Raw genomic sequence first — 14365 nt, 5'->3', positions numbered from 1 at the left:
CGCCTCACCGTCCGACGTTGCGCCGTCCCCGGGGGGGAAAGGCCCTGCACTCCCCGGGGGCAGCCACCGGTGCGGGAACGGCTACCCTCAGTCCGGTCCGCCGAAGCCTTCCGGCCCCAGCAGGAAGCGCAGCCCATGGCTCAGCGCCACCGGGACGGCGGAGATATGCGTCTCGCGCGGCAGGCACTCGAACTCCACCCGCGCGGCCGGGCCGAAGCGCCGGGCCATGGTTTCCGCCATGTCCCGCGCATTCCCCACCATCGCGCGGGAGGCGCGGCGGCGGGCGGTGGCCTCATGGTCCGGCAGGGCGCTTTCCCAGGGGGCCAGCGCCTCCTCCCATTCCCCGACGCCGATCCAGGCCCGGGGCGCCAGGCCGTCGCCCTTCCGGGATTCCAGGCCGGCCATGAGCCGCGCCCTGTCCCACCAGACCGAGGGGCTGATCGCGAGATAGCCGGAGAAGCTGGCCGGGTCCTGCGCCAGCACGTCCAGCGCGAAGAAGCCCGCCAGGGAATGGCCGATGATCGCCTGCCGCGCCGGGTCCAGCGGATGGCGCGCGGCGACCAGCGGCTTCACCCGCTCCAGCAGGAAGGCCAGGAAGGCGTCCCGCCCGCCGGTCGGTGCGCCGCGCCCGGGGCCTTCCACCGAGGGGCCGGGCGTATAGTCCAGGCTGCGCCGCACCCGGTCCAGCGGCTGGTCGGTGGGATAGGCGATGCCCGCGACGATGGCCGGGCAGAGGCGCGACACGCCAGGGCGGAAGCCACCCTGCCGCAGCAGGTCCGAGACGGTGCCGAAGCAGAGATTGGCATCCAGCAGGACCAGGAGTGGAAAGCCTTCCGGCGGCGGGGGCGCCGCCGGGACGGACAGGAAGATGCGATAGGCACCCGAGGGACCGTCCAGCGACAGCGCTGTGGTCCCGGGCAGGCTGACCTCGGCCATGCTCGTCGAGAACTCCTCATTCCCCGCATCCCGGTGCGGCGGAGGGTTTTTACGCCCGCATCGTCGCGCCGCCATCCACGTAGAGGTCGGTCATGGTGATATGCCCGGCGCGGTCGGAGAGCAGGAAGACCACCGCCTCCGCGATATCCTCCGGCGTGGCCAGCTTGCCGAGGGGGATGCCGGTCTTGAAGGCTTCCGGCACGCCCGCGATCACCCGCGCCGCGCCATCCGCGTCCGACCACATCCCCGTCTGCATCGGCGTGAGCGTCGAGCCCGGCGCCACGATGTTGCAGCGGATGCCGTGCGGCGCCAGTTCCAGCCCCAGGCAGCGGGTGAACATGGTGGCTGCCGCCTTGGAGGCCGCATAGGCCGCCATGGCATGGCGCGGGATGCCGGCGGCATTGGAGCTGACGGTGACGAGGCTGCCGCGCCCACGGGGCTGCATCCGCCGCGCCAGGGCGCGGGACACGTGAAACACGCCCTCGGCATTCACCGCGAAGACGCGGCGCCATTCGGCATCCGTGGTCTCGGTGACCAGGGTGGTGGAGAGCACGCCCGCGACGCTGGCACCGAGATCGACCGGCCCCCATTCGCGCTCCACCCGCTCCACCAGCGCCTCCACCGCGGCGCTGTCGGTGACGTCCAGGGCCTCGGCCCGGATGCCCTCGCCGGGGGCGATGGCGGCGGGGTCCAGGTCGGTGGCAACGACGCGCGCGCCTTCCTCCCGCAGGGCCCGCACCACGGCGGCGCCGATGCCGCCGCCCGCGCCGCTGACCAGGGCGATGCGCCCCGCTATTCCGCTGCCGCGCATCCGCTTCCTCCTTCCGTCTCGAAACGGGCCATCCGCTCGGCCAGGAGCGGGGCGATCCGCGCCACGATGCGCTCGCCTACCAGCTCCTGGTGTAGCGCCGGCATGTCCAGCACCTCCAGCCGCGCTGCGTAGGGGCGCCACAGTTCGGGCCGGATCTCCGGCCGCGCCTGATGGTCCCGCGCCGCCCGGACATGGGTCAGCCGTCCGTCGAAGCGCCCGTGGACATGGCCGCGCACCAGGCGATTGTTCGACTGCACCACGCGCACCACGCCGTCCAGCGCCGCCTCCGGCAGGCGGCCCAGCGGGCTGCCGCCCTGGCGCAGGAACGCCGTCACCGCTTCCCGCGTCAGCACGAGGTCCGGCGGCAGGCGCTCCGGATCGTGCCCGGCGATGGCCAGCAGGGCGCGCAGCCCGCCCTCCGGCCCGGGATCGGGCTGGTCGCGCCAGACATCCGCCGGATAGGCATCGAGCAGCGCCACCAGCCCCACCGGATGGCCCAGTGCCCGCAGGCGCACCGCCATGGCCTGGGCGATGATGCCGCCCACAGACCAGCCGAGGAGATGCACCACGCCGTCCGGATGGATCGCCAGGATTCGCGCCGCGTAGTCCGCCGCCAGCGCCTCCAGGCTTTCGGGCAGGGGCTGCGACGCCTCCAGCGCCGGGGCCTGGATGCCATAGACCACGCGGCGCGGCGCGAGGGTGCGGGCCAGCGTGCCGTAGCACCACGCGATGCCGCCCGCCGGATGCACCACGAAGAGCGGCGGCAGGGAGGGATCCCCGTCGGAAAGGCGGATCAGCGGCCCCAGCCCGGTATCGGCGACCTGGGCGCCCGCGTCGATCAGCCGGGCCAGTCCGGCCACGTCCGGATGCTCGAAGATCGCGCCGAGCCCGGGGTCCCAGCCCCATTCCTCGCGGATGCGGAGCGTCAGCTCCACCGCCAGCAGGGAATGGCCGCCCAGGGCGAAGAAGTCGTCCTCCGCCCCGACCCGTACCAAGCCCAACGCCTCTGCGAAGAGGGCGGCGAGGCGGCGCTCCGTCTCCGTGGCGGGTTCGCGCCCCGAGGCCGCATCAGCCCCGGCGCTGTAATCCGGGGCCGGCAGGGCGCGGCGGTCCAGCTTGCCGCTGCTGTTCACCGGCAGGGATTTCAGCGCCACGAAGGCGGAGGGCAGCATGTAGTCCGGCACGCGCGCCGCCACATGGGCCCGCACCGCCTCCGCCGCGTAGCCCTCGCCAGGGACCAGATAGGCGACGAGGCGCTGGTCGCCCGGCCGGTCCTCCCGCGCCACGACGCGCCCCTGCGCCACGCCCGGCGCGGTGGCCAGGGCCGCCTCGATCTCGCCCAGCTCGATGCGGAGCCCCCGCAGCTTCACCTGGTCGTCGGCGCGGCCGTGGAAGAGGATGGCGCCATCCGGCCGCAGGCTGGCGAGGTCGCCGGTGCGGTACATCCGCTCGCCCGGATGGAACGGGTCGGGGATGAAGGCGGCTTCGGTCAGGTCGTCGCGGCCGAGATAGCCGCGCGCGAGTTGCCGCCCGGCGATGAAGAGCTGTCCGGCCACACCGGGCGGGAGCGGGCGCAGCGCCTCGTCCAGCACATAGAGCCGCGTGTTCCAGACGGGCCAGCCGATCGGCACGGGGCGGGAGTGGTCCTCCGGCCCGGCGGGCCAGTGGGAAACATCCACCGCCGCCTCGGTCGGGCCGTAGAGGTTGTGCAGCTCCGAGCGCAGCGTGGCGTGGAAGCGGTCGCGCAACTCGGGCGGCAATGCCTCGCCGGAGCAGAAGACGCGGGCGAGGGACAGGCCGCGCGCCGTCGGCTCGGCCAGGAAGGCGGCGAGCATCGAGGGCACGAAATGCGCCGTAGTGATCCCTGCGTCCCGGATCAGCGCCGCCAGCGCCGCCGGGTCCTTGTGCGCGCCGGGCGGGGCCATGACCAGCGTGGCGCCGCTGAGCGGTGGCAGGAAGAACTCCCAGACCGAGACGTCGAACGTCATCGGCGTCTTCTGCAGGATGCGGTCGCCCGGGCCGAAGCCGTAGTGCTGCCGCATCCATTCCAGCCGGTTCACGATGGCCCGGTGCTCGACCATCACGCCCTTGGGCTCGCCGGTGGAGCCGGAGGTGTAGAGCAGGTAGGCGAGGTCGTCCGGCTCCGGGCCGGGCGGCAGGGGTGCCTCGCTGTCCGGGGCCCAGGATTCCGGCGGCAGGCAGGGCAGGCCCTCCAGCGCCCCGGCGGGCGCGAGGGCGAGGAGCGGCTGCGCGGAGGCCAGGATGCGGGCGATGCGGGCCGGGGGGTGCGAGAGATCCAGCGGCAGATAGGCCGCCCCGGCGCGGAGGATCGCCACCAGCGCCACCTCCAGCGCCAGGGACCGTTCCAGCGCCACGGCGACGATGCGCCCCGGCCCGGCGCCCCGTGCGCGCAGTTCCAGGGCCAGGGCGCGGCTGCGGCGCTCCAGCCCGGCATAGGTGAGGCGCTCGCCCTCCCCCTCCAGCGCGACGGCATCGGGCGTCGCGGCCATCTGCCGCTCGATCAGCGCGGCCAGGGTCGTATCGGGCACGGGATGGGCGGTGGCGTTGAGCGTGCGGAGCGCCCAGCCTGCCTCGGCCGGCGTGGCGGTCGGCACCTCGGCCAGCTTTTCCGCATCCAGGGCCGCGCCCAGGAAATGCACCAGCCGCTCCGCATGCGCCGTCAGCGCCGCCGCGTCATAGAGGGCGGGGTTGGCTTCCAACTCCAGCCGCAGCCGGCTGGCGCGCGCATCGCCGCGCAGGGTGATGGTGATGTCGTCCACCGGCCCGGTGCCGAGGATCTCGATCTCCGTGGCGAGGCCCGGGAAATCCGGCGTCTCCTCGAAGGGAAGGATGTTCACCAGCGCGCCGTAGAGCCGGCTGCCCCCGACGCGGTGCAGGTCGCGGCGGATCTGTTCGCCACGGTAGCGGCCATGCCGCCGCGCCTTGGCGAACCGCCTGGCGGCGGCGAGCAGGAACTCGTCGATCGGCACCTCCTCCGGCACCGGCAGGCGGACCGGGAGGACATTCATCAGCATGCAGGGCAGGCGCGCCGCCGGGCTGCCGAGGCGGCTCATGAAGCCCAGGCCGATCGCCGCCTCCTCGCTCCCCATGGGGGCCCCCGCATGGCGGCGGACATAGGCGCCGATCAGGGCGGACAGGATGTCCGGCCAGGGCAGCGCGGTGGCCTCCGCCCGCGCACGCAGCCGCTCCGCCACCCCGCCCTCCACCGAGCGGGCGAGGCGGATGGCGCGATGTCCGGACGAGGCGGCGGCGGGAACGAGGCTGGCCACCTCGCCCAGCCCCGCCATCGCCTCGCGCCAATAGGCGGCATCGGCCTCGCGCTTCGGCGTGGCGCGGTACACCGCATCCTCGCCCAGCGCGGCTTCCAGGCCCGGCGGCGGCGCGCCGGCCTCCGGGCCGCCGAGGCGCTCGGCATAGAGGGCGGCGGTGCGCCGGGTGATCAGCTCCGTACCGAAGGCATCCACCGCGAGGTGGTGCACGCGCTGGTACCAGAGATGCCGCTCCGGCCCGAGGCGGTAGATCCGTTCCGCCGCCAGTGGCTCGCCCTTCAGCCCGCGCGGCGTGTCCATGTCGCGCCGCATGGCGGCACGGGCCTTGGCCTCGCCCTCCGGGTCGCCGGCGAGGTCGATCACCTGGACCTCCGGCCGCAGGGAGGGGTCCACCGCCTGGGCCGGCTGCCCGTCGCGTTCCTCGAAGCGCAGGCACAGCGCCTCGGCCTCCGCCACGGCCTGGGACAGCGCGGCGCGGAAGGCGTCGAGGTCGAGCCGTCCATGCAGGGCGATGAACTGGCCCGTGTTGAAGACCGGGTTTTCCGGGTCCAGCCGCTGCGCGTACCAGAGGCCGGCCTGGGCCTCGGTCAGCCCCAGCCAGGCCAGGGGCCGGGACAGGGGCTGCTGGGGGGCGGTGCCCATCTCAGCCCCTGGCCTGCGCCTTCTGGCGGCGCTCCACGATCGCCCACCAGGCGTTCAGCGTGAGTTCCTCGGCGAACTCGCCGAAATCCAGCACGAGGCCGCGCTCGCTCCAGAGCAGGAGGAGGTTCATGGCGCGCATGGAATCGAGGCCGAGATCGATCAGGCTGTCGTCGTCGCCGATCTCCGACGGGTCTTCGTGCAGCAGGCGCGCGATGTCGGCGCGCATGCCCTCCCTGGTCAGCGGGGCGTGATTCATAGGACCTCCAGGATCTGCTTGGTGGTCATCGGCACGCCGCAGACATCGGCGACGTAGCGCAGCGCCATGTCGTGCTTCTCGCGCGAGAAGTCCGCTACCGCATCGGCCGCGTAGAAGGGCTCGATGTCGCGCATGAAGGCCTCCGCCGCCGTGAGCAGGCAGCCGATATGCGCATAGATGCCGCAGACGATGATCTGGTCGCGGCCCCGGGCCCGCATCAGCGTTTCCAGGTTGCTGCGCTGGAAGGCGCTGTAGCGGTGCTTCACCAGCACGAAGTCGTGCGGCTGCGGCGCCAGGTCGTCCAGGATCGGCTGGTGGTCCTGCGACCAGCTCATGCCCTTGCCCCAGAGATCCGCCTGAAGACCGCGATCGCGCCGGTCCTGGTCTCCTTCCTGCGCCGTGTAGAAGACGGGGATGCCGGCGGCGCGTGCCTTGGCGGCCAGGGCGTGGATATTGGCCAGAACCGGCTCGATCGGCGGCTCGTCGGGCGTGAAGGCGCCGACGAAATAGCGCTGCATGTCATGCACCAGCAGGGCGGCGCGGTCGCGTTCCAGCCGCCAGGGGGCACGCGCGGCGGGCAGCTCCTCCGCGCGCGGCAGCGGATAGGCGGGGATGCGCGGCAGGCCCTTGGTACTCGACATCACGATTCCTGCTGTTCCAGGAACTGCGCGCGCAGCCGGGCGCGGAGTTCCTTGCGGCTGATCTTCAGCGCCGCGGTGGTGGCGAAGCGTTCCACGAAGACGATCTGGTCCGGCACCTTGAAGTCGGCGATGCCGCGTTGGCGCATCCAGGCCTTCAGCGCCGCCGCCTTGGGCTTCTCGTCTTGCGGGATGACGAAGGCGCAGATGCGCTCGCCGAGATAGGGGTCGGGCACGGAGACGATGGCGACGTCGAAGACGTTCGGATGCGCCAGGAGATGGTCCTCCACCTCCTCGGCCGAGATCTTCTCGCCCGCGCGGTTGATGTGGTCGCCCGCCCTGCCCTGCACCTCCAGATAGCCGCCCGGCAGGCGGCGCACGATGTCGCCGGTGCGATAGTAGCCGTCCGCGGTGAAGGAGCGCGCATTCGCCGCGTCGTCGTTGTGATAGGCGCGGATCGTGTAGGGGCCGCGCGTCAGCAGATGGCCCGGCTCGCCCTCCGGCACCGGCTCGCCATGGTCGTCCACGATCAGCACCTCGTCATCCGGGCTGATCGGGCGGCCCTGGGTACCGGTGATGATCTCCTCCGGGTCGTCGAGGCGGGTGTAGTTCACCAGCCCCTCGGCCATGCCGAAGACCTGCTGCAAGGTGCAGCCGAGCGTGGGGCGGACGCGCTTCGCCCCCTCGCGCGTGAACTTCGCACCGCCGACCAGTAGCACCTTGAGACTGCCGAGGTCGTGCCGCGTGTTCGGCGCCGCCTGCATCCAGAGCAGGGCGAGCGGCGGCACGAGGCCGGTGATGGTCACATGCTCCCGCGCGATGAGGGGGAAGGCGGTCTCGGGGCTGGGATTGGGGCTCAGCACCACCCGCGCCCCGGCATAGAGGGCGCCCATATGGCCGGGCGAGCTCATCGGGAAGTTGTGCGCCGCCGGCAGCGCGACAAGGAGGACGCTGTCCGGCGTGACGCCGCAGATTTCGTTGCTGGCCCGGAAGCTGTAGATGTAGTCGTCATGCGTGCGCGGGATCAGCTTCGACAGGCCGGTGCTGCCGCCGGAGATCTGCAGGAAGGCGACCGAGGACGGGTCGGGATCGGCCGGAAGGCCGCCATCCAGTTCCCCGGGCTCCGCCACGCAGTCCTCCAGCGCGGTGAATTCCTCCGCCGCCCCGGCGATGACCACATGCTCGACCGCCGGAACCTCCGCGCGCAGTGCCCGCGCCAGGGACCGGTAATCGAAGCCGTCCGCACGCTCCATGGTGACATAGCCGCGCGCCTCGGCCCGCCGGGCGAAATGCGCGATCTCGGTGATGCGGTGTGCCGGCAGGGCATAGACCGGGATCATACCGGCGCGGAACAGGCCGAAGACCGCCGAGAAGAACTCGGCGACATTGCCCATCTGCACCACCACCCGGTCGCCCGGCCGCAGGCCCAGCTTCAGGAAGCCCGCCGCGTGGCGCTCCGCACGCTCCTGGAGATGGCGATAGGTCCAGTGCCGCTCGCCATCCACGATGGCCACCGCATCCGGGCGCTCCGCCGCGCGCTGGCGCAGGAAGCCCGGAAAGGTCTCGCCGCGCCAGTAGCCCGCCTCGCGGTAGCGCCGGGCGAATTCCTCCGGCCATTCCTGGCGCAACGGGATCATCGGTCGAACTCCTGCCCCGGCGGCACGCCCAGGGCATTCAACATGGCGCGGAACTTGGCCGCGGTCTCGCGCGCCTCGGCCTCCGGATCGGAGCCCGGCACGATGCCGGCCCCGGCATAGAGGCGCGCCCGGTTGCCGGTGATCTCGGCACAGCGGATGGAGACATGCCAGGACCCGTCACCCGCGCGATCGCACCAGCCCACCGCCCCGGCATAGAAATCCCGCTCGTAGCCTTCCAGCGCATGGATGCGCTCCGCCGCCCGGTCGCGCGGCACGCCGCAAACGGCCGGGGTGGGGTGCAGCAAGGCGGCGAGGTCGGCGGCGGAGGTGCCGGGGTCCTTCAGTTCGCCCTCGATGCGGGTGCCGAGATGCCACATGCTGCGGGTGGAGGTGATGGTGGTGCCCTCCGGCGCCCCGAGCTTCCGGCAATGGGGGGCCAGCATGTCGAGGATGAACTCCGCCACCAGCGCATGCTCCCGCCGGTCCTTGCCCGAGCGGCCGAGTGCCTCGGCGGCGGCGCGGTCGGCGGCGGGATCGGCCTCGCGCCGCGCGGAGCCGGCCAGGGGGTGCGACAGCACCGCGCGGCCCTGGCGGGACACCAGGAGCTCCGGCGTCGCCCCGGCGAGAAGGCGCCCGGCGCCATCCCCGGCGGGCGGCAGAGGGACCAGGAAGGCAGTGATGGCCGGGTCCGTGTCCAGCCGGCGCAGCAGCGCCTCCGGATCGATCGCCCGCTCCGCCGTGGCCACAAGGCAGCGCGACAGGACCAGCTTGGCCAGTCCGGGTTCCGCTGCCATGGCCTCCAGGGCGCGGGCGACGGACGCGGCATAGACGGCCGCCGCCGGCTCCGGGCGCAGGGACCAGCGCGGGGCCGGCGACGCGGCCGAGGCCGTTGGACCGGAGGCACCCGAGCCGGCGGGCTCCGTCACCCGCTCCGGCGCGGTCAGGTGGTCCGGGGCGTCACGGTCGAAGGGCAGCGCGCCGGCCAGAAGCCCGGCCTGCGGGTGAGCACGGAAGAATTCGCGCACCCGCTCGCCCAGCGTGGCCACCGGCCCGCGCGGCAACAGGCCGGCCATGCCTTCCCCCCGCAGGCGACGGCGCCCGGAAAGGAAGGCGAAGCCCATCGCCTGCCCGGCGGAGGCGGCGGGCGAAGCCACGCCCTCCGCCGGAATCGACCCGTCACCCACGGACCACGCCCTCCGCTCAGGGCTTGATGATGGTGACGGTGTCGCCGTTCGGATCCTCGACCGGCGGCTGGCCGCGCGGCGACATCTTCGCCTTGTTGGTGACATAGGCGAAGTTGGTGCGCGGATCGACGGCGACCGTGTTGGGATGCGTGCCGGTGGCGAGGTTGGCCAGCACCGACAGGCTCTTGCCGTCGATCACGCTGACCGTGCCGGCGCCGCGGTTGGCGACATAGACGAGGCCGTTGCCGGGCGAGAGGGTGATGCCGAGCGCGCCCTCGCCGGTCTTGACGGTGTTCAGCAGCTTGCCGTCCGCGGCGTTCAGCACGGTCATGTCGCCGCTGCCCTGGTTGGCGACCAGCAGGCGGCCATTGGCGGCGTCGAAGGCCAGGTTGATCGGCCGCTCGCCGCCCGAGGGGAAGCGGCGCTTCACCGCGCGGCTGGCGAGGTCGATCTCGACGATCTCGTTATCCGCCATGGCCGTGCCGAAGAGGCGCTTGCCCGCCTTGTCCAGTGCCAGGCCGGCGACGCCGCCCTTCAGATCACCGACCGTGCCGGCCACCTTCTTCGCCGCGCCGTCGATGATCCAGACCGCGCTCGGCTTCTCCTTGGCGCCGAAGACGGAGGCATAGACGGTGTTGCTGTCCTCATCCACCAGCACCTGGCGCAGATGCGCGCCCTCGCCCTCGCTGATCTTCACCGCGCTGTTGTCGCGCAGGTCGATGGCGGAAACCGAGCCGCTGCGGGTGTTGGTGGTGTAGAGGGTCTGCGTCTTGTTGTTCAGCGCCAGGCCGAAGGCCGGCTCGTCGCGCAGCTCGATGGCGGAGCTGGCCTCCAGCGTCACGGGGTCCAGCACCAGGATGCTGGCATCGTTGGCGCCGCGCTGGCCGGCCGACGCGACATAGACGCGGTTGGCGGTCGGGTTCACCACGATCTCGTAGAGGCCCGGCGCGATGCGGCGGTTGCCGCCGATCGCCGGCGCGGCGAAAGCCGGGGCGATGCGGCCGATCACGGCGGCCGAGGCCATCAGGCCCAGCAGGGAACGCCGCGAAAGCCCGGAATGGGGCTGAGGCTTCGTCGGGTGCGTCATCATGCGTTGTTCCGTCCGCTGAACCTGTGGATGACCGGGAAGGCCGATCCTTGTACGCGCGGATGAACCCAAACCCACGTTCGCTCGCGGCCGGTCATGCCCCGGAGGAGGGCCCACCCACATCGGGGGCGGGTTTTAATGAGAACAACTCGCATTAACAAGGGGCCGCCGGGAAAGCCCTTCCTCCACCGTACCGATGCGGTGGAGGAAGCCCGGTCGTTTCCCGGGGATTTTATCCGACGGGGCGGCCGGGGCGGTCCCCGGCCCCATCAGACAAGACGGGTTGGTCAGCAGGAGGGCGGCTCCGAAGGCCGCCCTCCGGATCGGGACTCTCAGACCGGCCGGCGCAGGTCCAGCGTGCGCGGATGCTCCAGCCCGACCGAGAGCACCGGCTCCGCCATAGGCCCCGGCGTATGACCGAAGGCGAAGAAGCGGGTGCGGCGGCGCGCCTCGGCCTCGTTGGCATTGACCGGACGCGTGTCGTAGTTGCGGCCGCCCGGGTGGGAGACATGGTGCGTCAGCCCGCCCAGCGAACGGCCGGTCCAGCGGTCGTAGATGTCGAAGACCAGCGGCGACTGTGCCCGGATCGTCGGGTGCAGCGAAGATGGCGGGTTCCAGGCCTTGAAGCGCACGCCGCCCACATACTCGCCCTGGCGTTCCGTGGCGGTGAGCGGCACGGCGCGCCCGTTGCAGGCGAGGATGAAGCGCTCGTCCACCCAGCCGCTGATCCGCGCCTGCACCCGCTCCGGCGAGCTGTCCACATAGCGCACGGTGCCGCCGATGCCGGGCTCCTCGCCCAGCGAGTGCCAGGGCTCCAGCGCATAGCGCAGGTCGAGGTTCATGCCGCGCACCGAGACCTCGCCGATCTGCGGAAAGCGGAACTCGAAATGCGGCCGGAACCACTCCAGCTCGATCGGCGCGCCCATACCGCGCAGCTCCTCCACCGCGTCGCGGAAATTCTCCTCGACGAAGTGCGGCAGCATGAAGTCGTCATGCAGCCGGGTGCCCCAGCGGATCAGGCGCCGCTCGTAGGGACGCTCCCAGAAGGCGGCGAGGCAGGCCCGCATCAGCAGGATCTGCGCCGCCGACATCTGGTGGTGCGGCGGCATTTCCAGCGCACGGTACTCGACCAGCCCGAGGCGGCCGGACGAGCTTTCCGGCGCATACATCTTGTCGATGCAGAACTCGGTGCGGTGCGTGTTGCCCGTCATGTCCGCGAGGATGTTGCGGAATAGCCGGTCGGTCAGCCAGGGCGGCGTCGGGCGGTCGCGCGACACCTCGCCGAAGGCGATCTCCAGCTCGTTCACGCTGTCCTCGCGCGCCTCGTCCACACGCGGATGCTGCGAGAAGGGGCCGATGAAGAGCCCGCTGAACAGGTAGGAGAGGCTGGGATGGTTGTGCCAGAAGCCCAGCATCGACTTCAGCAGGTCGGGCCGGCGCAGGAAGGGGCTGTCGGCGGCGCGTTCAGCCCCCATCACCACATGGTTGCCGCCGCCGGTGCCGACATGGCGGCCGTCGAGCAGGAACTTCTCGGCGATCAGCCCGGTCTGGCGCGCCTCCTCGTAGAGCTGCTCCGAACGCTCGATATGCTCGTTCCAGCTCGCCGAGGGATGCACGTTCACCTCGATCACGCCCGGGTCCGGCGTGACGGAGAAGGAGAGCAGGCGCGGGTCGCGCGGCGGCGGGTAGCCTTCCAGGAAGACCTTGCGGTTGAACTCCGCGGCGGTGTCCTCGATGGCGGCGCAGAGGTCGAGCCAGTCCTCGGCCTCGGTGAGCGGCGGGAAGAAGACGTGCAGGATGCCGCCCCGCGCCTCGATGGTCAGGGCGGTGCGGACGACATCCGGTTCCTCGCGCCCGACCTCCGGCCGCCAGTCGGCCGCCGGGGGCGTGTAGCCGTTGCCGGTGCCGTTGCCGATACCGGGGCCGCCGAGGCCGCGGGTGCGCGGCAGCGGGCCCGGATCGCTGGCATAGGGGCCTTCCAGCCCGTCGCCGTCGGCCCCAGCGACACGCTGGCCCAGCGGGCCGAAGGGCGCCGCGCCCGGGCCGCCATTGTTGCCCCGGCCGACATGCTGCACCGGCTGGCCGGCATGGCGCGAATGCGGCGGCAGGGCGCCGAGCGGGGCGAAGGGATCGCGCTCCACCTCCAGCGGGCGCTTGCCGTCGCTGACCCAGGGCAGGCTCTGCAGGGGCAGGCGGAAGCCGATGGAACTGTCGCCGGGCACGAGGAAGATGTGGTCGCCCCGCATGAACCAGCGCCCGGACTGCCAGCGCTTCACGCCGTCCATGGCGATGCGGCGCAGCGGCAGCACGCTGCCGGCCTCGGCATTCAGCCCCTGGCCATAGACGCGGGCGAGGCGGTCACGCTCCAGCGGGTCCTGGAGCTTGGCATCCTCGACGATGACATTGGCGGGCAGGCGGTGCTCGCGCCATAGGTAGTAGTGGATGTCCTCATAGGCATCTTGGACCAGCGAGGGGTCCACCTGCAGCCGCTCCGCCAGGGCGCGGCCGAAGCGCTTCGCGTCCTCGGCGGTGGCGTTGTCGCGGTCGTCGTCCGAGGCCAGCAGGGAGGGATCGGCCCAGACCGGCTCGCCATCCTTGCGCCAGTGGCAGTGCAGCGCCCAGCGCGGCAACTGCTCGCCCGGATAGTGCTTGCCCACCGTGTGCTGGAGAACCATGCCCGGCGACCAGAGCTTCGCCAGACGCCGCATCAGCCGCCCGGCATAGGCGCGCTTGGTGGGGCCCAGGGCATCGGTGTTCCACTCGGCGCCGTCCATGTCGTCGGCGGCGATGAAGGTCGGCTCGCCCCCCATGGTCAGGCGCACGCCGCCGGCCTCCAATTGCCGGTCCACCTCCCGCCCGGCCTGGAGGATGCCCTGCCACTCCGCCTCGGTGTAGGGCTTGGTGGTGCGCGGCGTCTCGGCCACGCGGGTCACCGACATGGAGAAGTCGAAGACCGTCTCGCACTTCTCGATCAGGCCGCTGATCGGCGCGGCGGAGGAAGGCTCCGGCGTGGCGGCGAGCGGGATATGCCCCTCCCCCGCCATCAGGCCCGAGGTGGCGTCCAGCCCGACCCAGCCGGCGCCGGGGAGATAGACCTCGCACCAGGCGTGCAGGTCGGTGAAGTCGGCCTCCGGCCCGGTGGGGCCGGTGATGGACTTCACATCGGCGGTGAGCTGGATCAGGTAGCCGGACACGAATCGGGCGGCGAAGCCCAGGTTGCGCAGGAGCTGCACCAGCACCCAGGTGCTGTCGCGGCAGGAGCCTTTGGCATGGCCCAGCGTCTCCTCCGGTGTCCAGACACCGGGCTCCATGCGCACGATATAGGCGATCTGCCCCTGAACCTTCTGGTTCAGCCCCACCAGCATGTCCACGGTGCGCTGCTCGGTCTTCGGCACACCGTCGATCAGGGCCTGGAGCAGCGGCCCGGGCGCGTCCATCCGGCGATAGGGCGCCAACTCCTCCGCCAGCACCGGATCGTAGGAGAACGGCCAGGTCTCGGCCTGGGGCTCCAGGAAGAAGTCGAAGGGGTTGATGGTCGCCATGTCGGCGACGAGGTCCACCGTCACGTCGAAATGCGTGACCCGTTCCGGAAAGACCACCCGCGCCTGGAAATTGCCCGAGGGGTCCTGCATCCAGTTGATGAAGTGCGGCTTCGGCTCGACCGTCAGGTTGTAGGAGACGATCGGGGTCCGCGCATGCGGCGCCGGCCGCAGGCGGATGGTCTGGGGGCCGAGGTTGACTGGCCTGTCATAGCGGTAGGACGTGCGGTGGTTCAGCGCGACGTGCAGCGTCATGGACGGTCTCTCGGTGCGGCCTCGGAAAGAGGCTGTAGCAGACTTCCACCGCACAGCAAGAAACGGACCCGGGCGCGGCAAGCGCCCCCG

General features: G+C 71.9%; 9 protein-coding genes. All 9 read right to left on the bottom strand.

Annotated elements, in window-relative coordinates:
• Positions 1-87 precede the first annotated feature (87 nt).
• The 9 genes from RGI145_RS01205 to RGI145_RS01165 all read right to left on the bottom strand — a co-directional run bounded on the left by RGI145_RS01205 (position 88) and on the right by RGI145_RS01165 (position 14275).
• On the bottom strand, positions 88-936 hold the full coding sequence (locus RGI145_RS01205) for an alpha/beta hydrolase (protein WP_075796897.1): 849 nt from the start codon (positions 934-936) through the stop codon (positions 88-90).
• Positions 937-985: 49 nt separating this feature from the next.
• On the bottom strand, positions 986-1747 hold the full coding sequence (locus tag RGI145_RS01200; protein WP_075796896.1) for a 2,3-dihydro-2,3-dihydroxybenzoate dehydrogenase: 762 nt from the start codon (positions 1745-1747) through the stop codon (positions 986-988).
• Entirely contained in the window at positions 1729-5679 is a 3951-nt protein-coding gene (locus RGI145_RS01195; protein ID WP_075796895.1) for a non-ribosomal peptide synthetase, read from the bottom strand. Before RGI145_RS01195 ends, RGI145_RS01200 begins: the two co-directional genes overlap by 19 nt.
• Before the next feature lies 1 nt (position 5680).
• Positions 5681-5935, bottom strand: a complete 255-nt coding sequence (locus RGI145_RS01190; protein WP_027280801.1) for a phosphopantetheine-binding protein — start codon at positions 5933-5935, stop codon at positions 5681-5683.
• On the bottom strand, positions 5932-6576 hold the full coding sequence (locus tag RGI145_RS01185) for an isochorismatase family protein (protein ID WP_075796894.1): 645 nt from the start codon (positions 6574-6576) through the stop codon (positions 5932-5934). Before RGI145_RS01185 ends, RGI145_RS01190 begins: the two co-directional genes overlap by 4 nt.
• Positions 6576-8210, bottom strand: coding sequence for a (2,3-dihydroxybenzoyl)adenylate synthase (locus tag RGI145_RS01180; RefSeq protein ID WP_075796893.1), 1635 nt, complete (start codon positions 8208-8210; stop codon positions 6576-6578). Before RGI145_RS01180 ends, RGI145_RS01185 begins: the two co-directional genes overlap by 1 nt.
• Positions 8207-9394, bottom strand: coding sequence for an isochorismate synthase (locus tag RGI145_RS01175; RefSeq protein ID WP_156878395.1), 1188 nt, complete (start codon positions 9392-9394; stop codon positions 8207-8209). Before RGI145_RS01175 ends, RGI145_RS01180 begins: the two co-directional genes overlap by 4 nt.
• Positions 9395-9410: 16 nt before the next feature.
• Positions 9411-10484 carry a YncE family protein gene (locus RGI145_RS01170; protein ID WP_075796892.1) on the bottom strand — a complete coding sequence of 358 codons (1074 nt, stop codon included), beginning with the start codon at positions 10482-10484 and terminating at the stop codon, positions 9411-9413.
• Positions 10485-10813: 329 nt separating this feature from the next.
• The gene (locus RGI145_RS01165; RefSeq protein ID WP_075796891.1) at positions 10814-14275 is read right to left on the bottom strand and encodes a transglutaminase family protein; all 3462 of its coding nucleotides are present in this window, start codon (positions 14273-14275) and stop codon (positions 10814-10816) included.
• Positions 14276-14365 lie beyond the last annotated feature (90 nt).

The organism is Roseomonas gilardii (assembly GCF_001941945.1).
Lineage (GTDB): Bacteria > Pseudomonadota > Alphaproteobacteria > Acetobacterales > Acetobacteraceae > Roseomonas.
This window is presented reverse-complemented; position numbering and strand designations above follow the sequence as displayed.

What these genes read in the sequence shown, in the direction of transcription:
- RGI145_RS01205 (WP_075796897.1), bottom strand. Translation starts at nt 936, where the DNA reads ATGGCCGAGGTCAGCCTGCCCGGGACCACAGCGCTGTCGCTGGACGGT.
- RGI145_RS01200 (WP_075796896.1), bottom strand. Translation starts at nt 1,747, where the DNA reads ATGCGCGGCAGCGGAATAGCGGGGCGCATCGCCCTGGTCAGCGGCGCG.
- RGI145_RS01195 (WP_075796895.1), bottom strand. Translation starts at nt 5,679, where the DNA reads ATGGGCACCGCCCCCCAGCAGCCCCTGTCCCGGCCCCTGGCCTGGCTG.
- RGI145_RS01190 (WP_027280801.1), bottom strand. Translation starts at nt 5,935, where the DNA reads ATGAATCACGCCCCGCTGACCAGGGAGGGCATGCGCGCCGACATCGCG.
- RGI145_RS01185 (WP_075796894.1), bottom strand. Translation starts at nt 6,576, where the DNA reads ATGTCGAGTACCAAGGGCCTGCCGCGCATCCCCGCCTATCCGCTGCCG.
- RGI145_RS01180 (WP_075796893.1), bottom strand. Translation starts at nt 8,210, where the DNA reads ATGATCCCGTTGCGCCAGGAATGGCCGGAGGAATTCGCCCGGCGCTAC.
- RGI145_RS01170 (WP_075796892.1), bottom strand. Translation starts at nt 10,484, where the DNA reads ATGATGACGCACCCGACGAAGCCTCAGCCCCATTCCGGGCTTTCGCGG.
- RGI145_RS01165 (WP_075796891.1), bottom strand. Translation starts at nt 14,275, where the DNA reads ATGACGCTGCACGTCGCGCTGAACCACCGCACGTCCTACCGCTATGAC.